General features: G+C 68.2%; 16 protein-coding genes. 10 read left to right on the top strand and 6 right to left on the bottom strand.

Annotated elements, in window-relative coordinates; translation table 11 throughout:
* Nucleotides 1-150: 150 nt before the first annotated feature.
* Both TSH64_RS00685 and TSH64_RS00680 read left to right on the top strand, forming a co-directional pair.
* Nucleotides 151-1362: a putative DNA modification/repair radical SAM protein gene (locus TSH64_RS00685; RefSeq protein ID WP_109095237.1), complete on the top strand. Its 1212-nt coding sequence runs from the start codon at nucleotides 151-153 to the stop codon at nucleotides 1360-1362.
* 11 nt (nucleotides 1363-1373) lie between these two features.
* The gene (locus TSH64_RS00680; RefSeq protein WP_109095236.1) at nucleotides 1374-2807 is read left to right on the top strand and encodes a UdgX family uracil-DNA binding protein; all 1434 of its coding nucleotides are present in this window, start codon (nucleotides 1374-1376) and stop codon (nucleotides 2805-2807) included.
* A gap of 249 nt (nucleotides 2808-3056) precedes the next feature.
* On the opposite strand, the gene cysN is transcribed toward TSH64_RS00680, so the two are convergent.
* Genes cysN through TSH64_RS00665 form a run of 3 tightly spaced genes read right to left on the bottom strand, consistent with a single transcriptional unit; the run spans nucleotide 3057 to nucleotide 6818 of the window.
* Nucleotides 3057-4991, bottom strand: coding sequence for a sulfate adenylyltransferase subunit CysN (gene cysN, locus TSH64_RS00675; RefSeq protein ID WP_109095235.1), 1935 nt, complete (start codon nucleotides 4989-4991; stop codon nucleotides 3057-3059).
* A complete protein-coding gene (gene cysD, locus TSH64_RS00670; protein WP_282188090.1) occupies nucleotides 4991-5998 on the bottom strand; it encodes a sulfate adenylyltransferase subunit CysD in 1008 nt (335 codons plus the stop codon). Before cysD ends, cysN begins: the two co-directional genes overlap by 1 nt.
* Complete coding sequence (locus TSH64_RS00665) at nucleotides 5988-6818, bottom strand: sulfotransferase (RefSeq protein ID WP_109095234.1); 831 nt, start codon at nucleotides 6816-6818, stop codon at nucleotides 5988-5990. The genes cysD and TSH64_RS00665 overlap by 11 nt, the downstream gene beginning before the upstream one ends.
* Before the next feature lie 811 nt (nucleotides 6819-7629).
* Here TSH64_RS00665 and TSH64_RS00660 point away from each other — a divergent pair.
* The 8 genes from TSH64_RS00660 to TSH64_RS00625 all read left to right on the top strand — a co-directional run bounded on the left by TSH64_RS00660 (nucleotide 7630) and on the right by TSH64_RS00625 (nucleotide 18007).
* Nucleotides 7630-8478 carry an ABC transporter permease gene (locus TSH64_RS00660; protein ID WP_199237388.1) on the top strand — a complete coding sequence of 283 codons (849 nt, stop codon included), beginning with the start codon at nucleotides 7630-7632 and terminating at the stop codon, nucleotides 8476-8478.
* Nucleotides 8468-9886 carry an ABC transporter ATP-binding protein gene (locus tag TSH64_RS00655; RefSeq protein WP_109095233.1) on the top strand — a complete coding sequence of 473 codons (1419 nt, stop codon included), beginning with the start codon at nucleotides 8468-8470 and terminating at the stop codon, nucleotides 9884-9886. Before TSH64_RS00660 ends, TSH64_RS00655 begins: the two co-directional genes overlap by 11 nt.
* A gap of 213 nt (nucleotides 9887-10099) precedes the next feature.
* Nucleotides 10100-13534, top strand: coding sequence for a glycosyltransferase (locus tag TSH64_RS36545; protein ID WP_282188089.1), 3435 nt, complete (start codon nucleotides 10100-10102; stop codon nucleotides 13532-13534).
* 3 nt (nucleotides 13535-13537) lie between these two features.
* Entirely contained in the window at nucleotides 13538-14089 is a 552-nt protein-coding gene (gene rfbC, locus TSH64_RS00645) for a dTDP-4-dehydrorhamnose 3,5-epimerase (protein WP_109095231.1), read from the top strand.
* 84 nt (nucleotides 14090-14173) lie between these two features.
* Nucleotides 14174-15241: a dTDP-glucose 4,6-dehydratase gene (gene rfbB, locus TSH64_RS00640; protein ID WP_109095230.1), complete on the top strand. Its 1068-nt coding sequence runs from the start codon at nucleotides 14174-14176 to the stop codon at nucleotides 15239-15241.
* Nucleotides 15238-16128, top strand: coding sequence for a dTDP-4-dehydrorhamnose reductase (gene rfbD / locus TSH64_RS00635; protein WP_109095229.1), 891 nt, complete (start codon nucleotides 15238-15240; stop codon nucleotides 16126-16128). Before rfbB ends, rfbD begins: the two co-directional genes overlap by 4 nt.
* Nucleotides 16129-16140: 12 nt before the next feature.
* Nucleotides 16141-17004, top strand: coding sequence for a glucose-1-phosphate thymidylyltransferase RfbA (rfbA, locus tag TSH64_RS00630; protein WP_109095228.1), 864 nt, complete (start codon nucleotides 16141-16143; stop codon nucleotides 17002-17004).
* Nucleotides 17005-17050: 46 nt separating this feature from the next.
* Entirely contained in the window at nucleotides 17051-18007 is a 957-nt protein-coding gene (locus tag TSH64_RS00625) for a UDP-glucuronic acid decarboxylase family protein (RefSeq protein ID WP_199237387.1), read from the top strand.
* Between the two features lie 39 nt (nucleotides 18008-18046).
* Here the strand turns inward: TSH64_RS00625 and galE are convergent, their stop codons facing one another.
* The 3 genes from galE to TSH64_RS00610 all read right to left on the bottom strand — a co-directional run bounded on the left by galE (nucleotide 18047) and on the right by TSH64_RS00610 (nucleotide 22227).
* Nucleotides 18047-19042 (bottom strand): UDP-glucose 4-epimerase GalE, encoded by a 996-nt coding sequence (gene galE, locus TSH64_RS00620; RefSeq protein WP_109095227.1) that lies wholly within the window; start codon nucleotides 19040-19042, stop codon nucleotides 18047-18049.
* 165 nt (nucleotides 19043-19207) lie between these two features.
* Nucleotides 19208-20608: a DUF2142 domain-containing protein gene (locus tag TSH64_RS00615; RefSeq protein WP_109095226.1), complete on the bottom strand. Its 1401-nt coding sequence runs from the start codon at nucleotides 20606-20608 to the stop codon at nucleotides 19208-19210.
* 110 nt (nucleotides 20609-20718) lie between these two features.
* Nucleotides 20719-22227, bottom strand: coding sequence for an HlyD family type I secretion periplasmic adaptor subunit (locus tag TSH64_RS00610; protein WP_109095225.1), 1509 nt, complete (start codon nucleotides 22225-22227; stop codon nucleotides 20719-20721).
* Nucleotide 22228: the final 1 nt, after the last annotated feature.

Below are 22228 nucleotides of genomic sequence, written 5' to 3'. Positions count from 1 at the left end.
ATCGCGACCACGTCTAAGTCGCCAGAGGGGCCCGGATCCGGTTGTAGAGCACGTGGCCCCGTTCCGGCCCGCTTTCAAGACACCCCGCTTGCCTTTTCCTTAGATAAGAACATATTGCGAACATCTGGAAGGAAGAGGGAAGCCATCACAGTGGATGACGCGCTGCTCGACAAACTCGAGATCCTGGCGGATGCGGCGAAATACGACGCCTCCTGCGCGTCGTCGGGGGCGAAGCGGCGGACGGGCGGGCCGGACGGCATCGGTTCGACCACCGGGGCCGGCATCTGCCACGCCTATACGCCGGACGGGCGCTGCGTCTCGCTGCTCAAGATCCTGCTGACCAACTACTGCCTGTTCGACTGCGCCTACTGCATCAACCGCCGGTCCTCCAACGTGCGGCGCGCGCGCTTCAGCGTCGACGAGGTGGTGCAGCTGACGCTGGGCTTCTACAAGCGCAACTGCATCGAAGGGCTGTTCCTGTCCTCCGGCATCATCCGCTCGCCCGACCACACGATGGAGCAGCTGATGCTGGTGGCGCGCACGCTGCGGCGCGACCATGGCTTCGCCGGCTACATCCATCTGAAGACGATCCCGGAGGCCAGCCCCTGGCTGATCGAGCAGGCCGGGCTGTGGGCCGACCGGCTGTCGATCAACCTCGAACTGGCCTCCGACCGCAGCCTGAAGCAGTTCGCGCCGGAGAAGGACGGCAGCTCGATCAAGGCGGTGATGGGGCAGGTCGGCGAACGCATCCTGGAGGCCAAGGAGGAAAAGCGCCGCTTCTCCCCCGCCGGGCAGAGCACCCAGATGATCGTCGGCGCCGACGCCTCGACCGACCTGTCGGTGCTGGAGACCAGCGACACGCTCTATCGCCGCTACGGGCTGCGCCGGGTCTATTATTCCGCCTTCAGCCCGATCCCGGAGGCGAGTTCCGCCCTGCCGGCCAAGCCGCCGCCGCTCCAGCGCGAGAACCGGCTGTACCAGGCCGACTGGCTGCTGCGCTATTACGGCTTCACCGTGGACGAGATCGCCGCCGGGGGCGAGGGCGGCATGCTGGATCTGGGCATCGACCCCAAGCTGGCCTGGGCCCTGAAGAACCGCGAGCGCTTCCCGGTGGACGTGAACAGCGCCGACCGCGAGATGCTGCTGCGCGTGCCGGGGCTGGGGGCGCGGGCGGTCGACAAGATCGTCGAGGCGCGGCGCCACACCACCCTGCGGCTGGAGGATGTGGCGCGGCTGTCGTCGGGACTGAAGCGGGCGCGCGCCTTCCTGATCGCCGCCGACCACCATCCGGGCGGGCTGACCGACCGCGCCGACCTGCGGCAGCGGCTGGTGGCGCCGCCCAAGCAGCTCAGCCTGTTCTGAGGGGTTGAGCCATGCGGCATGTGGAGTTGAAGGACGGCGCCGATCTGGATGGCTTCCGCCGCGCGCTGCGCGGGCTGGTCGCGCTCGATGTCGAACCGGACGCGGTGGTGTGGAGCGGCGGGGCGACGCCGTCGCTGTTCGGCGATACGGCTCCGCTGCCGGCGGACGCGCCGCCGGTTCCGCTGCCGCGCCCGGTGGGGGCGCTGATCGAAAGCGTGGTCTGCCACCGCGATCCGGAGCGCTATGCCCTGCTGCACCGGCTGGTCCGGCGGGTGGTGCGGGGGGAGCGCGACATCCTCGACCATCATGCCGACCCGCTGATCCACCGGCTGGCGCTGCTGGACAAGGCGGTGCGGCGCGACCTGCACAAGATGCACGCCTTCCTGCGCTTCCGCGAGGTTCGGGATCCGGCCAACTCCGAAGATCGGGGCGGGGAGCGCTACGTCGCGTGGTTCGAGCCCGACCATTTCATCGTCGAGGCGACCGCGCCCTTCTTCGTCGAACGGTTCGAGAGCCTGGTCTGGACGATCCTGACGCCGGTGGGATCTCTGCATTGGGACCGGCGCTCGCTGACGGTCGGGCCGGCGGCTTTGAGGCCGGAGGGGCTCGACCGCGACGACCGCTTCGCCGAAGGCTGGCAGCGCTATTACGAGAGCACCTTCAATCCCGCGCGGGTGAACCCGACGGCGATGCGGGCGGAGATGCCGCGGAAATACTGGGCCAATTTGCCGGAGGCCGCGGCGATCCCGGCGATGATCCGCTCCGCGCCTGCGCGGGTGCAGGCGATGATCGAGGCGGAGGCCGCGGCCCCCCGCCGCCGCAACCCCGACAAGGCCGTCGCCGCCATGGCCCGGCAGGAACCGGCGACGCTGGCCGAGCTGAACCGCATCATCCGGGCGGCGGACCCGCTGGTGCCGGGGGCGACGCAGGCGGTGCTGGGCGAAGGGCCGGAGGAGGCCGCCATCGCCATCGTCGGCGAGCAGCCCGGCGACCAGGAGGACATGGAAGGCCGGCCCTTCGTCGGCCCGGCCGGCCAGCTGTTGGACCGCGCGCTGGAGGAGGCCGGGATCGAGCGCAGCGCCGCCTACCTGACCAACGCGGTCAAGCATTTCAAGTTCGTCGCCCGCGGCAAGCGCCGCCTGCACCAGTCGCCGACCGCCGGCGAGGTGAAGCATTACCGCTGGTGGCTGATGAAGGAGCTGGCCTTCGTCCGCCCGCGCCTGGTGGTGACGCTGGGCGCCACCGCGGCATTGGCGCTGAGCGGGCGCAGCGTCTCGGTTCTGCGGGAGCGCGGGCCGATGGGGTTCGGCGATTGGGAGGGATTCGTCACCGTCCACCCCTCCTACCTGCTGCGCCTGCCGGCGGGCGAGGAGGCGGAGCAGGCCTACCGCGACTTCGTCGCCGACCTGCGGCGGGCGCGGGAGGTGGTGGAGGGGGCGGGTTGACGACCTCCCCTATGATCACAAGGGTTTACAACACTGTTTTCCAAGGAAGCCGAATGATGTCGGAAAAGATAGACACGGATGTCACGGATTTAGGCACCGATTACACGGATATTTCTTCTACTTGCAGAAGCCGTGTTTTGCAGACGTCATCTACGTCTCGGAAAACATCCGTGTAATCCGTGTTCAAATCCGTGACATCCGTGTCTATCTTGTCGAACAATCCATCAGCGCACCAAGGATCCAGCGCCCTCAGATCACCTCGCGCCGCCGCAGCTCCCCGATCACCTGGGCGACCATCTCGTCGGCGGTCTGTTCGGCGCCCTTCAACATGATCTCCGGCGCGTCCGGCGGCTCGTAGGCGCTGTCGATGCCGGTGAAGTGGGGGAGCTGGCCGGCTCTCGCCTTCCGGTAGAGCCCCTTGGGGTCGCGGGCCTCGCAGACCTCCAGCGGCGTGTCCATGAAGATCTCCAGGAACTCGCCCTCCTCCACCAGGGAGCGCGCCATCCGGCGCTCCTCGCGGAAGGGGGAGATGAAGCTGACCAGCACGATCAGCCCGGCGTCCACCATCAGCTTCGACACTTCGGCGACGCGGCGGATGTTCTCCACCCGGTCCTCGTCGGTGAAGCCCAGATCCCGGTTCAGCCCGTGGCGGACATTGTCGCCGTCGAGGATCATGGTGCGGCGGCCGAGACGGTGCAGCTCCTGCTCCAGCCGGTCGGCGACGCTGGACTTGCCGGAGCCGGACAGGCCGGTGAACCACAGCACGCAGGGCTTCTGCAGCCCGCCGGCCCGCGCCGCCTTGTCCAGCTTCGAGGCGTGGCGGTGGATGTTCGACGCCCGGCGCAAGCCGAAGCGGATCATGCCGCAGCCGGCGGTGGCGTTGGTCAGCCGGTCGATCAGGATGAAGCTGCCGGTCTCGCGGCTGTCGGCATAGGCGTCGAACGGGATCGGCCGGTCGAGCGCCAGATTGCAGAAGCCGACGTCGTTGAGATCCAGATGCTTGGCGGCGGCATGCTCCTGGGTGTTGACGTTGATGGCGTGCTTCAGCTCGGTCACCTGGGCGCCGACCGTCGCCGTGCCGGCGCGCAGCAGGTAGGAGCGGCCGGGCAGCAGCGGCTGCTCGTCCATCCACACCACATGCGCCGCGAACTGGTCGGCCACCTCCGGACGGCCGGTGGCGGCGGCGATCATGTCGCCGCGGCTGGCATCGACCTCGTCGGCCAGCACCAGCGTGACCGCCTGTCCGGGCTGCGCCGTCTCCAGATCGCCGTCCATGGTGACGATCCGGGCCACCCGGCTGGTCCGCCCGCCGGGCAGGATGGCGACCTCGTCGCCGACGCGCAGCGCGCCGCCGGCCACCGTGCCGCAGAAACCGCGGAAATCCTGGTTGGGCCGGTTGACCCACTGCACCGCCATGCGGAAGGCGCCGAGCTTTTCCTCCGCCGCGGCGTCGACGCTCTCCAGATGGCCGAGCAGGGTGGGGCCGCCGTACCAGCCCATGGCGTCCGACGGCTTGGTGACGTTGTCGCCGGTGAGCGCCGAGACCGGGATGCAGGTGACCTCGTCGATGCCGATGCGCTGGGCGAAGACGCGGTAGTCGGCGGCGATCCGCTCGAAGGTCTCGCGGCTCCAACCGACCGCGTCCATCTTGTTGACCGCCAGCACGACATGGCGCACGCCCAGGAGCGAAACGATGGTGCTGTGTCGCCGGGTCTGGGTCAGCACGCCCTTGCGCGCATCGACAAGCAGGACCGCGGCGTCGGCGGTGGACGCGCCGGTGACCATGTTGCGGGTATACTGCTCGTGGCCCGGCGTGTCGGCGACGATGAACTTGCGGCGCTCGGTGGTGAAGAAGCGGTAGGCGACATCGATGGTGATGCCCTGCTCGCGCTCCGCCGCCAGCCCGTCGACCAGCAGCGCGAGGTCGAGCTGGCCGGCACCGGTGGTGCCGAAGCGGCCCGAATCCGCCTCCAGGCTGGCCAGCTGGTCCTCAAAGAGGCATTTGCAGTCGTAGAGCAGCCGGCCGATCAGCGTCGACTTGCCGTCGTCCACCGAGCCGCAGGTGATGAAGCGCAGCAGGTCCTTGCCGTTCTGGCGGGCGAGATACACCTGCACCTCATTGGCGGCATCGGAGGGGGCGGCATCCGCAGGAGCGGTGGCGATGGGGTCGAGATCCGTCAGCATCAGAAGTAGCCTTCCTGCTTCTTCGCTTCCATCGAGGCGGCGGCATCCTGGTCGATCACCCGGCCCTGCCGTTCCGAACCGGTGGACAGCAGCATCTCGCGGATGATCTCGGGCAGGGTGGCGGCGGTGCTGCGCACGGCCCCGGTCAGCGGATAGCAGCCGAGCGTGCGGAAACGCACCCAGGCCATCTCCGGCACCTCGCCGGGCTTCAGCGGCAGCCGGTCGTCGTCGACCATGATCAGCGTGCCGTCGCGCTCCACCACCGGGCGCGGCTTGGCGAAATAGAGCGGCACCACCGGGATGGCCTCCTGGTGGATGTATTGCCAGATGTCCAGCTCGGTCCAGTTCGACAGCGGGAAGACGCGGATGCTTTCGCCCTTGTGGATGCGGCCCTGGTAGAGGTTCCACAGCTCCGGCCGCTGGTTCTTCGGCTCCCAGCGGTGGGTGGCCGTGCGGAAGGAGAAGATGCGCTCCTTGGCGCGGCTCTTCTCCTCGTCGCGGCGCGCCCCGCCGAAGGCGGCGTCGAAGCCGTGGGCGTCGAGCGCCTGTTTGAGCGCTTGCGTCTTCATCACGTCGGTGTGGACGGCCGAGCCGTGGCTGACCGGGCCGATGCCCTGCCGCACGCCGTCCCGGTTGATGTGGACCGTCAGGTCCAGCCCGAGATCCTGCGCCATGCGGTCGCGGAACTCGATCATCTCCCGGAATTTCCAGGTCGTGTCGACATGCAGCAGCGGGAAGGGCGGCTTCGACGGATAGAAGGCCTTCATCGCCAGATGCAGCAGGACCGAGCTGTCCTTGCCCACCGAATAGAGCATGACCGGCTTGTGGAACTGGGCCGCCACCTCGCGCATGATGTGGATGCTCTCCGCCTCCAGCCTTTGCAGGTGGGTGAGGCGGGCCGGCGTGGTCAGGATGGCGGGCAGCGCGTCCTCAACACCGGAAGCGGGAGCGGGCTGGGGGAGATCCCTGGCCGCGGGACGGGTGTCGAACAGTGGATCAAGCAGCATAGCCGGCCTTCTTCTGCATGTCTCCGGCCACGGCGTCGAACACGGTCAGACGCTTGCGCGACCATTGGATCGGGCGCTTCGACGGGTCGAAGCCTTCGGGTTTGCTGACGGGGGTCCAGCTGACCTCGCCGTTGCTGCGCGAGGCGCGGGACGATCCCAGGATGGGAAGGTCGCCGATCCGCTCGAACGGATAGCGGCCCTCGTCCAAATCCAGGAAGCGCATGAGGTCGCGGGCCGTGCCGTCGGGAGCGGCCACCGCATCCTCGAAACGGACCAGCCGGCAGGCGTCGGCGCTCATCCGGCTCTGCGCCTCCAGCGCCGCCTCGGTGCCGAAGCTCCATTCCCGGCAGACGTCGGCGAAGGTCCGGCCCAGGAAGCGCAGCGGCCAGGTGTCGATGGTGGACTGCACGGCGCGGCGACCGTCGCGCAGCACGATCAGGCAGCGTTCCGCCGGGAACAGGTAGGGGAAATAGCGCATCATCCGGGTGTGGGGCGACTTGATCACCACCGTCTTGCCGGCCGGGAACTCGGCTTCGATCCGGCGCAGGAAGCCGTTCACCATGTAGCAGAAGGTTTCCAGATCGCTGAACGACTCCCGGTTGCGCCGGTAAAGACGCAGGAAGCGCCCCTCGTAGGTCCGCGCATCCTCCAGCGTGTTCAGGAAGGGAAGCTCGCGGATGCCGTAGGGATTGACCAGCACGTCGGGATGCAGCTCCAGCAGGCTCTGGAGATAGTTGGTGCCGCTGCGCGGCATCACGCCATGCAGGAAGACGATGCGGGGGGCGGACGCCAGGGCCGGGGCCGGCGCATCGGACGTCATCCCGCGGACGGATCGGGCGACCGAGCGCAGATGGCGGGCGTTCTCCTCGGTAAACCAGGGGTCGAAGAAGGCCGATCTTTCTGTGCTTGGAAGTCGAAGAAGCCGTTTCCCGACGAACCCGATCTCTTTTTGAAGACGATGAACCGCACCGTCACCGAAATGATGTCTTAACGATGTGGCATAGTGATCGGCTGCCAGGGTCTTTCCATTCCAAAACACAACAGCCTCCTTTTGCGTCACCCTGTCCCCGGGCGATCCGTTTTTCCCGTGAACCCGGCAATCGGTGCGTCTTTCCTGAAAATCGGCCAAGCGCCCTCTCTCCAGGCTAGTTATGGTCCTGCCAGATAAGCTTTTTTAGATCTCATCCGGATCTAACCCCATGGTCTTACAAATATACGGATGCAATCCTCAATGTTTGACCAAAGGCTACGTAGAAACTACATGAGAAGGCATGTCCCTATCTTCACAATAGAGAAGTCACGTTTGATCGGTACTCGTCATTTACTGATACGCATAGGGCGGCATTCTCCTGCTTTATCTGTAGAACTAGCCCGTACGGCACGAATTACTCGAATGTTTATTTTGTTGTTTTCCTTCGTGATAACGAAAATTCCTGGACCGCTTCACTACCTCTCCGATCTTTCGGGTAAACGAGGGAAACCAAAGGTCCGTTCCCCCACCCGCTCTTTTTCGGACCGGACCGCCTCTTCCGCGCTCTTCCGCCACCCCTCCGGCCGGGCCGATGCTTTCGCTTGAACGCCGCCGGAGCGGGGGTTATGGTCGGTCGGCCGCAGACGGGGAATACTCTAAATTGTTTAACTCTCAGTCGGGGAACCCTACGGTAGCGGGTTTCGGCGCCGGTCCCTTTGCCCTTTTCCAGACCGCCTGGCATCACAGGTCGCTGATCCTGCGGCTGGCCCGGCGGGAGATCGACGCCCGGTACCGCGGGTCCGTGCTGGGCATCGTCTGGGCGGTGCTGAACCCGATCCTGATGCTGGCGGTCTACACCTTCGTCTTCTCGGTGGTGTTCCAGGCGCGCTGGGGGGCGACGGGGGGCAGCAACACGGAATTCGCCCTGCTGCTGTTCTCCGGCCTGATCCTGTTCAACGTGCTGGGCGAATGCCTGAGCCGGGCGCCCGGCCTCCTGCTGGAGAATGTCAGCTACATCAAGAAGGTGGTCTTCCCGCTGGAGATCCTGCCGCTGGTGTCGCTGGCGGTGGCATTGTTCAATGCCGGCATCGGCTTCGTCATCCTGGTGGTCTTCCATCTGATGGTGGCCGGGCTGCCGCCGCCGACGGCGCTGCTGCTGCCGCTGATCCTGGTACCCTTGTGCCTGACCACGCTGGGGCTCAGCTGGTTCTTCGCCGCCGCCGGCGTGTTCCTGCGCGACCTGCGGCAGGTGGTGGGGGTGGCCGTCACCGTGCTGATGTTCCTCAGCCCGATCTTCTATCCGATGACCGCGATCCCCGAGCGCTTCCGCGCCATCCTGCACCTCAATCCGATGACCGCGATCCTGGAGCAGTCGAAGGACCTGCTGTTCTGGGGCCGCATCCCGTCGCCGCTCGAGTGGGGTCTGGCGACGCTGGGCGCCTGGGTGGTGGCGTGGCTCGGCTATCTCTGGTTCATGAAGACCCGCCGGGGGTTCGCCGATGTCGTCTGAGACTCCCGCCGCCGACACCCCTATCGTCATCCGCGCCGAGGGGCTGGGCAAGGCCTACGCCATCTTCAAGCGCCCGCAGGACCGGCTGAAGCAGATGCTGGTGCGCGGCCGGCGCAAATATTACGACGAGTACTGGGCGCTGCGCGGCGTCGACCTGGAGGTCCGCCGCGGCGAGACCGTCGGGCTGATCGGCCGCAACGGCTCGGGCAAGTCGACCTTCCTCCAGCTTCTCTGCGGCACGCTGACACCGACCTCCGGCCGCATCGCGGTGGACGGGCGCATCGCGGCGCTGCTGGAGCTGGGCGCCGGCTTCAACCCCGAATTCACCGGGCGCGAGAACGTCTATCTCGCCGCCTCGGTGCTGGGCCTGTCGAACGAACAGATCGCCCAGCGCTACGAGTCCATCGCCGAGTTCGCGGGCATCGGCGACTTCATCGAACAGCCGGTGAAGCTCTATTCCAGCGGCATGTACGCCCGCCTCGCCTTCGCGGTGGCGGCGCATGTCGACGCCGACATCATGATCGTCGACGAGATCCTGGCGGTCGGCGACGCGTCCTTCACCCAGAAATGCATGCGCTTCATCCACCGCTTCAAGGAGCGCGGCACCCTGTTCTTCGTGTCGCACGACACCGGACAGGTGGTGAACCTCTGCGACCGGGTGGTCTGGCTGGACAACGGGTCGGTGCGGGCCATCGGCCCGGCACGGGAAGTCTGCCACGATTATCTGGCGGCGCTCTACAGCGACCAGGACACCTCGCGCGGCTTCCGCATCGGCGGGGCGCGCCAGGCGCTGCCCCAGGCCAAGCGCGAGGAGCCGGTGGAGGACGCCCGCGCCGAGCTGCTGAAGGGCTCGCAGCTCCGCAACGCCATCGAGCTGTTCGACTTCAACGACAGCGGCCCCTGGTTCGGCAACCGCGGCGCCACCATCGCCAACGTCTCGATCCTGGACGCCGAGGAACAGCCGCTCAGCGTGCTGGAGGGCGGCGAGGTCATCGTGCTGAAGGTGGACTGCCGGGCCGAGCAGCAGGTCTACCGCCCCATCGTCGGCTTCTACGTGAAGGACAAGCTGGGCCAGAACCTGTTCGGCGACAACACCTTCCTCAGCTACCAGCTCGACCCCGTCACCATCCCGGCCGGGCAGGACTTCGCCGCCCGCTTCCGCTTCCAGATGCCCTACCTGCCCAGCGGCGACTTCTCCATCACCGTGGCGCTCGCCGAGGGCACGCAGGAGGACCACGTCCAGCATCATTGGGTCGAGGACGCGCTGTTCTTCAAGGTCCATGCCAGCCACGTCGTGCGCGGGCTGGTCGGCATGCCGATGCTGGCGATCACGCTGGAGGCGGAGGGGGCCTCATCCCCTCAGGCGGCACCCCGGGCAACCTCCCAAACGGCACCCGCGACAAAATAGCGACAGGGCGCGGATCCCCCCGGACTGAGGCAGGAAAACCGCAGTTCCAGGCATTGTTTGACGCCGCAAAGCGGGCTCCGGACAGCGGCTTGCATTCCGGCTTGGTGTCAGCGTATGTGTGTCGGCGGCTGTGACGGGACCGTCCGCCGGGCCTGAAACGGTGTCCCGATGGACCGCTCCCCGCCGCGAAGCCAGGCAGAAGAAGAGGCACAGGTGGATTCGTTTTTGAAGGACCAGGGATCGGACGCTCTCCGTCGCATCTGCCGGCCGATCACGCTCCTGACCCCGGATCTCGTCACGGCGCCGGCCTCCTGGCTCGGCCATGTCCCCTTCGCCTTCTGGATCGTCGAGGCGCTCCGCCCGGACAGCCTGGTGGAGCTGGGAACGCACACCGGCAACTCCTATGCCGCCTTCTGCCAGGCGGTCCGCCATGTCGGGCTGCCGACCTCCTGCTACGCCGTCGACACCTGGGCCGGCGACCCGCAGGCCGGCTTCTACGGCGACGACATCTACAACACGCTCGCCGCCTATCATGACCCGCGCTATGCCGGCTTCTCGCGCCTGCTGCGGATGACCTTCGACGACGCGCTGCTCCATTTCGCCGACGGCAGCGTCGACCTGCTGCACATCGACGGGCTGCACACCTACGAGGCGGTGCGCCACGATTTCGAGACGTGGCTGCCGAAGATGAGCCGCCGCGGCGTTGTGCTGTTCCACGACATCAACGTGCGCAAGGACGATTTCGGCGTCTGGCGCCTGTGGGACGAGATCACCCGCGACCGCCCGTCCTTCAGCTTCCTGCATTCCAACGGCCTCGGCGTGCTGGGCGTCGGCGAGGATCTGCCGGACGCGGTGCGCGAGCTGTTCGCCGTGCAGAAGGCCGGCGGCGAGGGGCTGCGGGCCGTCCGCAGCTGGTTCGACCGGCTGGGCGACGCCGCCATCGAGACCGAGACCATCCAGCGCCTGGAAGAGCAGGAGAAACACCTGCGCACCGAGGTGGCGATGGTCCGCAAGGTGCTGGACGACCAGATCGCCCACAGCGAAGATCTGAAGGGCATGATCGCGACGCGCGACCGCGACATCGGCGTCATCCAGGGCTGGCTCGGCGACCATCAGGCCGAAATCCGCCGCCAGGGCGATGCGCTCGCCGGAATGGCGCAGGAGCTGGCCGAGCGCGAGCACGAGCTGGCCGACCGCGAGCGCAACCTCGCCGCCCATGCCCGCGAACTGGTCGCCCGCGAACAGGCCATCGCCCATCTGCACGGCGTGGTGGCCAGCCGCGACCAGCACATCCACAGCCTGGTCAACTCGACCTCCTGGAAGCTGTCGGCGCCGGTGCGCAAGCTGGGCCGCCTGACCCAGCAGGCCGGGCGCTTCTACCGCCGCCGCCTGCACAGCATCACGCTGGAGCCGCTGCACGACGTGGTGCCGAGCCCGCAGGGCGGCTACGAGGCGACCGGCAGCGACCCCGCCTTCCTGCTGCGTTCCGACCGCGGCCGGCTGCCCGGCCACTGGTGCGTGATCTCCTACCGGGTGGTCCGCGCCTCGGCCCCGCTGGTGCCGGTGATCTATGTCGACGACGGCAACGGCTTCGACGAGCGGACGATGATCCGCCTGCCGGTCGACACGGTGGGCGAGTTCCGCCAGCTCGCCCTGCTGCCGCAGACGGTCAAGGCGCTGCGCTTCGACCCGGCCACCCGGCCGGTGTCCTTCGAGATCGCCGACTTCACCATCCGCGAGATCGGCAAGACCAACATCCTGGTCGACTATGTCCGGCAGAACCAGCCGGCGCGCGTGCTGGACTACCTGCGCCGCCACGGCTGGCAGGCGACCAAGCAGCGCGTCCTGCAGGAGCTGCAGCCGAACCGCTGGTCGGCCGACTACAAGTCGTGGGTGCGGATGTACGACACCCTGACGCCGGAGGACGCGGCGGCGATCAAGGCCGACATCGCCCGCCTGCCGGCGCGCCCGCGCTTCTCCGTCGTCATGCCGGTCTACAACACGCCGGAGCCCTACCTGCGCGAGGCGCTGGACTCCGTGCTGGCCCAGTTCTACCCGGACTGGGAGCTGTGCATCGCCGACGACGCCTCCACCGCCCCCCACGTGAGCAAGGTGCTGGCCGAGTACAAGGCGCGCGACAACCGGATCAAGATCGTCCGGCGCGAGACCAACGGCCACATCTCCGCCGCCAGCAACAGCGCGCTGGATCTGGCGACCGGCGATTTCGTGGCCTTGATGGACCATGACGACCGGCTGCCGCCGCACGCGCTCTACACCGTCGCCGCCGAGCTGGCGCAGCATCCCGACACCGACATCCTCTATTCCGACGAGGACAAGATCGATGCGGACGGCGAGCGCTACGACCCGCATTTCAAGTCCGGCTTCAACCTGGACCTGCTGCACGGCCAGAACATGGTCAACCACCTGGGCGTCTTCCGCCGCTCGCTGATCGAGCGGGCCGGGCGCTTCCGCCTGGGATTCGAGGGCAGCCAGGATTACGACCTGACCCTGCGCGCGGTCGAGGCGACGGAACCGGCGCGCATCCGCCACATCCCGGCGATCCTCTACCACTGGCGCGTCTTCCCGGAATCCGCGGCCTTCTCCACCGTCGATCTGCCGCGCGCCACCGCCGCCGCCCACAAGGCGCTGACCGAGCATTTCCAGCGCCGCGGAATCGACGCCACGGTCGAGACCTCGCCGTCGACCGCCCGCTTCACCCGCATCCGCTACGCCCTGCCGGCCAAGCTGCCGCGGGTGTCGCTGATCGTGCCGACGCGCGACAAGGCCGATCTGCTGAAGGGCTGCGTCGACGGGCTGCTGCACCGCACCGACTATCCGGACCTTGAGATCCTGATCGTCGACAACAACAGCGAGGAAGCGGCGACCTTCGCCTATTTCGACACGCTGAAGGACGAGCCGCGGGTGCGGGTGCTGACCTACAAGGCGCCCTTCAACTACTCCTCGATCAACAACTTCGCCGCCGCCGAGGCGACCGGCACGGTGCTGGGCCTGATCAACAACGACATCGAGGTGATGGAGCCGGGCTGGCTGGCCGAGATGGTCTCCCACGCCCTGCGGCCGGAGGTCGGCGCCGTCGGCGCCAAGCTCTATTACGCCGACGGCACCATCCAGCATGCCGGCGTCGTCACCGGCATCTGCGGCGTGGCCGGCCATGTCCACAAGGGCCTGACCCGCGACGCCTACGGCTATTTCAGCCGGGCCCAGCTGACCCAGGACCTGTCCTGCGTCACCGCCGCCTGCCTGATCCTGCGCAAGGAGATCTTCGACGAGGTCGGCGGGCTGAATTCCGAGAAGCTGGCCGTCGCCTTCAACGACGTCGATTTCTGCCTGCGCATCCGCGAGGCGGGCCATCTGGTCGTCTGGACGCCGTTCGCCGAGCTGTACCATCTGGAATCGGCCTCGCGCGGGCCGGACACCGCCCCCGACAAGGTCAAGCGCTTCATGGGCGAGGTGGCCTACATGCAGGAGCGCTGGGGCGACAGCCTGCTGGACGACCCCTATTACAACCCGAACCTGACGCTGGACGCCGAGAATTTCGGGCTGGCCTTCCCGCCGCGCACGGTCAAGCCCTGGCTGCGCAAGTCCTGCCCCGAGCTGCGCAAAGAGCGCCTGAAGGAAAGCATCTGAGCCATGGACGTCGTCTCCCTCGACATTCCCGACGTTAAGATCATCCGCCCGAAGAAGTTCGGCGACCATCGCGGCTTCTTCTCGGAGACCTACACCAAGAAGACCTTCGAGGCGGCCGGGCTGCATTACGACTTCGTCCAGGACAACCAGTCGCTGTCGGCCGAGGTCGGCACCATCCGCGGCCTGCATTTCCAGCTGCCGCCCTTTGCCCAGGACAAGCTGGTGCGGGTGGTGCGCGGCGCCATCCTGGACGTGGCGGTCGACATCCGGAAGGGCTCCCCCACCTTCGGCCGGCATGTCAGCGCGGTGATCAGTGCGGCGGAGTGGAACCAGATCCTGGTGCCGGTCGGCTTCGCCCACGGCTTCTGCACGCTGGAGCCGGACACCGAGGTCATCTACAAGGTGACCAACTATTATTCGCCCGAGCATGACCGCGGCCTCTTGTGGAACGACCCTGCGCTCGGCATCGACTGGCCGGTGTCGGCGGACAAGGCCCGGCTGTCGGACAAGGACCACAAGCATCCGACCCTGGCGCAGCTGACCGACCTGTTCTGACGGCGGTTCCGGGCCTCAAGACGACATTCTTCGCACAACGGGGGGCCGCGGGCGGCCCCGCTTTCTCGGCGGTAAGGTGGTTTGATGACGCGCATTCTCGTCACCGGCGGCGCCGGTTTCATCGGCTCGGCGGTGGTCCGCCAGCTTCTCGCCGAAACCGACGCCTTCGTCGTCAATGTCGACAAGCTGACCTACGCGGCCAACCTGTCCTCGCTGCCGGGGGCCGAGGGCAATCCGCGCTACGCCTTCGAGAAGGTCGACATCTGCGACGCCGCCGAGCTGCGGCGGGTGTTCGACACCCACCAGCCCGACGCGGTGATGCATCTGGCCGCCGAATCCCATGTCGACCGTTCGATCGACGGGCCGGGCGAGTTCATCCAGACCAACGTGGTCGGCACCTTCCGCCTCTTGGAAGTGGCGCGCGGCTACTGGTCGGCCCTGCCGGCGGAGCGCAAGGAGCGCTTCCGCTTCCACCACATCTCGACCGACGAGGTGTTCGGCACGCTGGGCGACGACGGCTTCTTCACCGAGACCACCGCCTACAGCCCCAACTCGCCCTATTCGGCCAGCAAGGCGTCGAGCGACCATCTGGTCCGCGCCTGGCACGAGACCTACGGGCTGCCGGTGGTGCTGACCAACTGCTCCAACAACTACGGCCCTTACCATTTTCCGGAGAAGCTGATCCCGCTGATGATCCTGAAGGGTCTGGCGGGCGAGAAGCTGCCGGTCTACGGCAAGGGCGACAACATCCGCGACTGGCTCTATGTCGAGGACCATGCCCGCGCCCTGCGGCTGGTGCTGGAGAAGGGCAAGGTCGGCGAGAGCTACAACATCGGCGGCCATAACGAGCGCACCAACCTGGAGGTCGTCCGCGCCATCTGCGCGCATCTGGACGAGATGGACCCGGCCGGCGCCCCGCACGACCGGCTGATCAGCTTCGTCACCGACCGCCCCGGCCATGACAAGCGCTATGCCATCGACGCCGGCAAGATCGAGCGCGAGCTGGGCTGGACCCCGCAGGAGACCTTCGAGAGCGGCCTGCGCAAGACGGTCGCCTGGTATCTGGAGAACCGCGACTGGTGGCAGGCCATCCTCAACGGCTCCTATCAGGGCGAGCGGCTCGGCCTGAAGGAAGAGGGGGCCGCGCAATGAAGGTTCTCGTCCTGGGCAGCAACGGCCAGCTCGGCTTCGAACTGATGCGGGCCCAATGGGCACCGGGCACCGATGTGGTCGGCCTGCCCTATCCCGAGTTCGACGTGACCCGGCCGGGCGACGTGGAGAAGGCGGTCGCCGCCCACGCGCCGGACCTGCTGGTCAACGCCACCGCCCACACCGCCGTCGACAAGGCCGAGAGCGAGGTCGACCTGTCCTTCGCCATCAACCGCGACGGGCCGGGCGCCATGGCGGCGGCCTGCGCCGCGCGCGGCATCCCCTTCATCCATGTGTCGACCGACTATGTGTTCGACGGGACGAAGGACGGGATTTACACCGAGGACGACCCGATCAACCCGCTGGGCGTCTATGGCGCCAGCAAGGCGGCGGGCGAGGAGGCGGTGCGCGCGGCGACGCCGCAGCACGTCATCCTGCGCACCTCCTGGGTCTACAGCGCCTACGGCAACAACTTCATCAAGACGATGCTGCGCTTCGGCAAGGAGCGCGAGGAGATGCGGGTGGTCGCCGACCAGCACGGCTCGCCCACCGCCGCCGCCGACCTCGCCGCCGCCATCGTGCAGATCGCCGGAACGATCAAGAAGACCGGCAGCGCCGCCTGGGGCACCTACCACCTGACCGGCAGCGGCTACACCACCTGGCACGAGTTCGCCGAGCACATCTTCCAACGGCTGGAGGAGCGCACCGGCAAGCGGCCGCGCCTGACCGCCATCGGCACGGCCGACTACCCGACCCCGGCACGCCGCCCGGCCAATTCGCGGCTGGACTGTGGGCGCGCCAGGGAGCGTCTCGGCGTGTCCTGCCCGCCGTGGCAGGAGAGCGTCGACCGCGTGATCGACGAGCTGTTCACCAACCCGCCGCAGGCGTGAGGGCGTAAGACCATGAAGGGCATCATCCTGGCCGGCGGGTCCGGCACCCGCCTCTACCCGGTGACGCGGGCGATCAGCAAGCAGCTGCTGCCGATCTACGACAAGCCGATGATCTATTTCCCGCTCAGCACCCTGATGCTGGCGGGCATCCGCGACATCCTGGTCATCACCACCCCGCACGACCAGCCGCTGTTCCAGACGGTGCTGGGCGACGGGTCGCAGTGGGGCCTGAACCTGACCTATGCCATCCAGCCCTCGCCCGACGGGCTGGCCCAGGCCTTCATCATCGGCCGCGAGTTCGTCGGCAACGATGCTTGCGCGCTGGTCCTCGGCGACAACATCTTCTACGGCCACGGCCTGACCAACATCCTGCGCGCCGCCGGCGAGAAGACCGAGGGCGCCAGCGTCTTCGCCTATGCCGTGCGCGACCCCGAGCGCTACGGCGTGGTGGAGTTCGACGCGCAAGGCCGGGCGCTGAGCATCGAGGAGAAGCCGGTCGCCCCGCGCTCCAAATGGGCGGTGACCGGGCTTTACTTCTACGACAACGAGGTGCTGGACATCGCCGCGGCGGTGAAGCCGTCGGCCAGAGGCGAGCTGGAGATCACCTCGGTCAACGCCGCCTATCTCGATCTCGGCAAACTGTCGGTCGAGCAGATGGGCCGCGGCTATGGCTGGTTCGACACCGGCACCCACGACAGCCTGCTGGAGGCGGCGGAGTTCGTCCGCACCATCCAGCACCGCCAGGGCCTGCAGATCGCCTGCCCGGAGGAGATCGCCTACACCTCCGGCTGGATCGACGCCGAGCAGGTCCGCCGTCTGGCGGAACCGCTGAAGAAGAACGACTACGGGCGCTATCTGCTCGGGCTGCTGGGCTGATGCCGTTCCAGCCGGACAAACTGGCCGACCGGACAGGATGGACGCCATGCAGGCCCTGACGAACCGCAAGCGTGTCCTCGTCACCGGCGGCGCCGGCTTCCTGGGCTCGCATCTGTGCGAGCGGCTGCTGGCGGCCGGCAACGACGTGCTGTGCGTCGACAACTTCTTCACCGGCAGCCGCGACAACGTCCTGCACCTGCTGGACGACCCGCATTTCGAGCTGATGCGCCACGACGTGACGTTTCCGCTCTATGTCGAGGTCGACGAGATCTACAACCTCGCCTGCCCGGCCTCGCCGATCCATTACCAGCACGACCCCGTCCAGACGACCAAGACCTCGGTCATCGGCGCCATCAACATGCTGGGGCTGGCCAAGCGGGTGCACGCGCGGATCATGCAGGCCTCGACCTCGGAGGTCTATGGCGACCCGGCGGTGCATCCGCAGCCCGAGGAATATTGGGGCAACGTGAACACCATCGGCCCGCGCGCCTGCTACGACGAGGGCAAGCGCTGCGCTGAGACGCTGTTCTTCGACTATCACCGCCAGCACCGGCTGGACATCAAGGTCATCCGCATCTTCAACACCTACGGCCCGCGCATGCACCCCAGCGACGGGCGCGTGGTGTCAAACTTCATCATCCAAGCGCTGAAGGGCGAGCCGATCACCATCTACGGCGACGGCCAGCAGACGCGCTCCTTCTGCTACGTCGACGACCTGATCGAAGGCTTCCTGCGCTTCATGGACACGCCGGCCGGCGCCACCGGCCCGATCAACCTGGGCAACCCCGGCGAGTTCACCATGCTGGAGCTGGCGGAGAAGGTGATCCGCCTGACCGGCTCGGCCTCGACGATCGAGCACATGCCGCTGCCGCAGGACGACCCCAAGCAGCGCCGCCCCGACATCGCCAAGGCCCGCGCCATGATGCAGTGGGAACCGGCCGTGCCGCTGGACGAGGGGCTGGACCGCACCATCGCCTATTTCCGCGGGCGCTTCTTCGCCTGAGGGAAAAACCTGCTCTCCCTTGCGGGAGAGCGGGCTTCCTTATCGGACCAGCCGCTCCTCCCAGGCAAGCGCCGAGGCGACGATGGTCTCCAGGTCGGCGTGGCGCGGCGTCCAGTCGAGCGTGCGGCCGATGCGCTCGACGCCCGCCACCAGGGCCGGAGGATCGCCGGCGCGGCGCGGGCCGATGCGCATCGGCAGCGGCTTGCCGGTCACCCACTCCACCATCGCCAGCACCTCGCGCACCGAATAGCCGCGGCCGTAGCCGCAGTTCATCACCTCGGACGCACCGCCCGCCTCCAGATGGCGGAGTGCGGCGACATGGGCGTCGGCGAGGTCGCTGACATGGATGTAGTCGCGCACGCAGGTGCCGTCCGCCGTGTCGTAGTCGTCGCCGAAGATCTGCAGCTCCGCCCGCTGGCCGGTGACGGTCTGGGCGGCGATCTTGATCAGATGGGTGGCGACCTTCGACACCTGGCCGGAGCGGCCCTGCGGATCGGCGCCGGCGACGTTGAAGTAGCGCAGCGCCACATACCTCAGATCGTGCGCCGCCGCGGTGTCGCGCAGCATCCATTCCGTCATCAGTTTGGAGGAGCCGTAGGGGTTGATCGGGCTGGTCGGCGTCTGCTCGTCGATGGGCAGCCGCTCCGGCATGCCGTAGACGGCGGCGGTGGAGGAAAAGATGAAGCGGCCGATCCCGGCCTCGACGCAGGCCTCCACCAGGGCGTGGCTCTTCACCGTGTTGTTGCGGTAGTAGGCGAGCGGCCGCTCCACCGATTCCGGCACGACGATGCTGCCGGCGAAATGCATCACGGTGCCGATGCCGTGGCGGGCGAAAATGTCGGCCAGCAGGGCCTTGTCGCCGACATCGCCCTCGACCAGCGGCACCCCATCGGGCAGGGCCGAGCGCCGGCCGGTGGAGAGATCGTCCAGCACCACGACGGCGCGTCCCTGGTCGCGCAGGGCCAGCACCACATGGGAGCCGATATAGCCGGCGCCGCCGGTCACCAGCACGGTCGCGTTGTCGCTCGTGGTCATGTCCGCTCTTCGTCTTCGATTGGGGCCGATTGGGGCAGAGTCGGAAGATAGTCGCCCGCCCATGCTGCACTGCGGGCTTTTCCGCCGAACGGGCGACATCATTGGAACGGCCTCCAACGCCCCGGCCCACCCCGATGGGCGGGCCGGATGGGGAGTGGGGACGTGCTAGTCGAGGTAGTAGCGCAGGATGACGGTGCGCTGGACCACCAGGATGCTGACGATCGGGAAGAGCCAGACCATCCAGGTCAGGCCGCGCTCAAGCACGCCCGCGACACCGGAGGACCAGCCGGCTCCCGCCTCCTGCCGGCCGCTGGCGAAGGCCAGCGGCAGCAGGGCCGCCAACGGCAGGAAATAGCGTCCCTGCACGCCGTCGACCCACAGCTGGCCGACCGGCGTCCACACCATGTAGAGCGCCCCGAACAGCAGCGCCCCGGTCGCCAGCACGATGGCCGCGGTCACCGCCGAGGCCCGCGCCGGCGCGCCGGAATACCAGTCCACCGCCCGGCGGCCGAGCAGCAGCGGCAGGAAGGACAGCAGCAGGACCAGATAGGCGGCGGCGTAATAGGGCCTGGGCAGCCTTGTATCGACCCAGCCGAGGATGCCGACGAACTGCTGGTAATACTCGTTGCCCCAGACCTGGAAGGTCTTCACCGCGATGATGAGGACGGCCAGCGGGTCGCCCAGCAGGAAGCGGAGCTGCCCCATGGCGTCGGTCGGGGCGTCCTGGCGGATCAGCGGGGTCTGCACGGCAAGCGCCATCCACACCGCCCAGCCGACGGCGGCGGCCAGCGAGGCGGCGACCGCGAGGCGCTTCACCGCCGCCCGCTCGGCCGGGACCGCCAGGGGCATCAGGCAGAGCAGGGCGTAGGGCTGCTTGGTCATGCCCACCAGGGCGAAGCAGACCGCACTGGCCCAGACCTCCGCGCTGCGCAGCGGCCGGCCTTCCGACAGCGCCCGGGCCAGGAAGGCGATGCCGAGTGCCGTGACGGTGATCACCAGCCCGTCCTGGCTCATCGAAGCGTAGAGCGAGACCGACATCGGCAGCAGCAGCACCGCGAACAGCGGCAGATGCGCCCGGCCGGCCAGCAGCAGGGCGAAGAAGCCGACGGCGATGCAGGTCAGCGCGTTGGCCGCCCGCGCCAGATACAGCGTCTGCACCACCGGCAGGTCGATGGCCTTGCCGACGGCGATGGCGGCGGCCTGCGGCAGGTAGAAGAAGGGCGGGTAGGGGGCGGTGTTCTCCGCCGCGACGTTGAAGACCCGGCCGTCCCAGCGGGCGGTGAAGGACTTGGCGAAATCCTCCAGGTTGGCCTTCTCGTCGGGCTTGAAGGGAACATGGTGGAAGGGGAAATAGGCCTCGATGATCGCGAGGTCGGACGGGCCGCCCGCCGCGATCCGGCCGTCGGTCTGGACCTTGGCGGCCACCCAGAAGCCGTGGGTGATCATGTTGGCCCGGTAGATGTGGGCGGGCTCGTCGGCGGTCTGGAAGGGCGGAAGGCTCCAGACCAGAAAGAACGCCGAGATGGTTGCCAGGACGGCAAAGAGGAAAGGACCTATCCGCTGCATCACCAGACCTGTCGCTGAATGGGCTGGTGGGTGGGTACCCCATCCGCCGGACAGGCGCCACTTGGAAACTTTGACGCGGCAGGGAAGGGGCTGGGGACGGACCCGGCCCGTTACGGCTCGCGGATGCTTTCGTCCAGGGCGCGGATGACGGGGTAGAGGAAGTAGGACAGGACCGAACGGGTGCCGACGCGGATCTCGGCCGAGGCGACCATGCCGGGGCTGAGCAGCGTGCCGGCGGGCACCCCCTCCAGCCGGGTGTCGGTCAGGCGGATGCGGGTGCGGAAGACGGCGCCGGCAGTTGGACGGGGGCCGTCCGGGTTGATGGCGGCGGCGGCCTGGGCGCCCGAGGGATCGTGGGTGAAGGCGTCGGCGCTGATGGTGCGGATCTCGCCGGGCAGGGTGCCGTGGCGCTGGAAGGGGAAGGCGTCGAGCTTCACCCGCACGAAGTCGCCGACACGGACCAGACCGATGTCGCGCGACGGGATCTCCGCCTCCACCTCCAGCGGCACGTCGGCGGGAACCAGGGTGACCAGCGGCTCGGCCTCGCGGATGACGGAACCGACGGAGCGCTTGGCCACCTCCAGCACCACCGCGTCGACCGGGGCGGTCAGGGTGACCAGCGAGCGGCGGCGCTCGGCCTTGGCGATCTGCTCGACCAGCGTGGCCCGCTGGCGGGTCTGCTCCACCAGTTCCTCCGCCGTCTTGCGCCTCCATTCGTCGATGAAGGCGGCGCGGTCGGCCTGGACGCCGCGCAGCTCGTGCGCGCTCGCCTGCTCGCGGTCCTGGAGGGCGGTCAGCTCATCGCGCATGCGCAGCCGCTCGACCCGCGCCTCCAGCCAGGTCAGGCGGGACCCGGTCTGGCGCTCCTGAAGCTGGCGGCGGATATCCTCGACCTCGCCCACCACGGCGAGGCGCTCGGCAAGCCCGGCCTGGGCGCGGCGGCCGGCGGCGATGGCGCTGTCCAGCTGGCCTGCCTTCTCGTCGAGCGAGGCGAGGCGGGAGCGGTATTCGGCGCGGCGGCGCTCGAGGATGGCGGCCTGCACCGCCGCATCCGGGTTGTTGGCGGGAATGAAATCGCCGCCGTCCAGTTCGGCGCGCAGCCGGCCGATCTGCGCCTCGACGCTGGCGAGCTTGGCGGTCAGGTCGGCCAGATCCGCCGCGGCGAAGGTGGGGTCGAGCGTCGCCAGACGGTCGCCGGCCCGGACAAAGTCGCCGACCTGCACGTCGACGCCGCGCACCACCGCGGTCTCCAGCGGCTGGGCCACCACCAGCGGTGCGGTGGTCACCAGCCGGCCGCCGGCGGTGACGATGCGGTCGACCTGGGCGAAGCCGGCCCACAGCACCAGCGCCACAAGCAGCCCGGCCAGCACATAGAGGGTGGAGCGCGCCGCCCGCGGCAGCGGCGCATGCTCGATGGCCGCCCCGTCCGGCAGATAGTCCAGCGCGAAGCCCGGCGGCGGGGACGACGGGGCGGGCAGGGCAGGGCGACGGCGCGCAGGGGCGGGAGCGGGCGGGGGCTCGGCCTTGGCCGGCACGACCTCGCGGCCGGTCTCCGCCGGTGCTGCGTCCCGGCTGTCGATTTCGGGCACCCCTGCTTCGGGCATTTGCGTGTCGGGCATG

It is taken from the genome of Azospirillum sp. TSH64 (assembly GCF_003116035.1).
Taxonomy (GTDB): Bacteria; Pseudomonadota; Alphaproteobacteria; order Azospirillales; family Azospirillaceae; genus Azospirillum.
The sequence above is the reverse complement of the archived record's forward strand: the minus strand, read 5'-3'. Positions and strand labels throughout refer to the sequence as shown.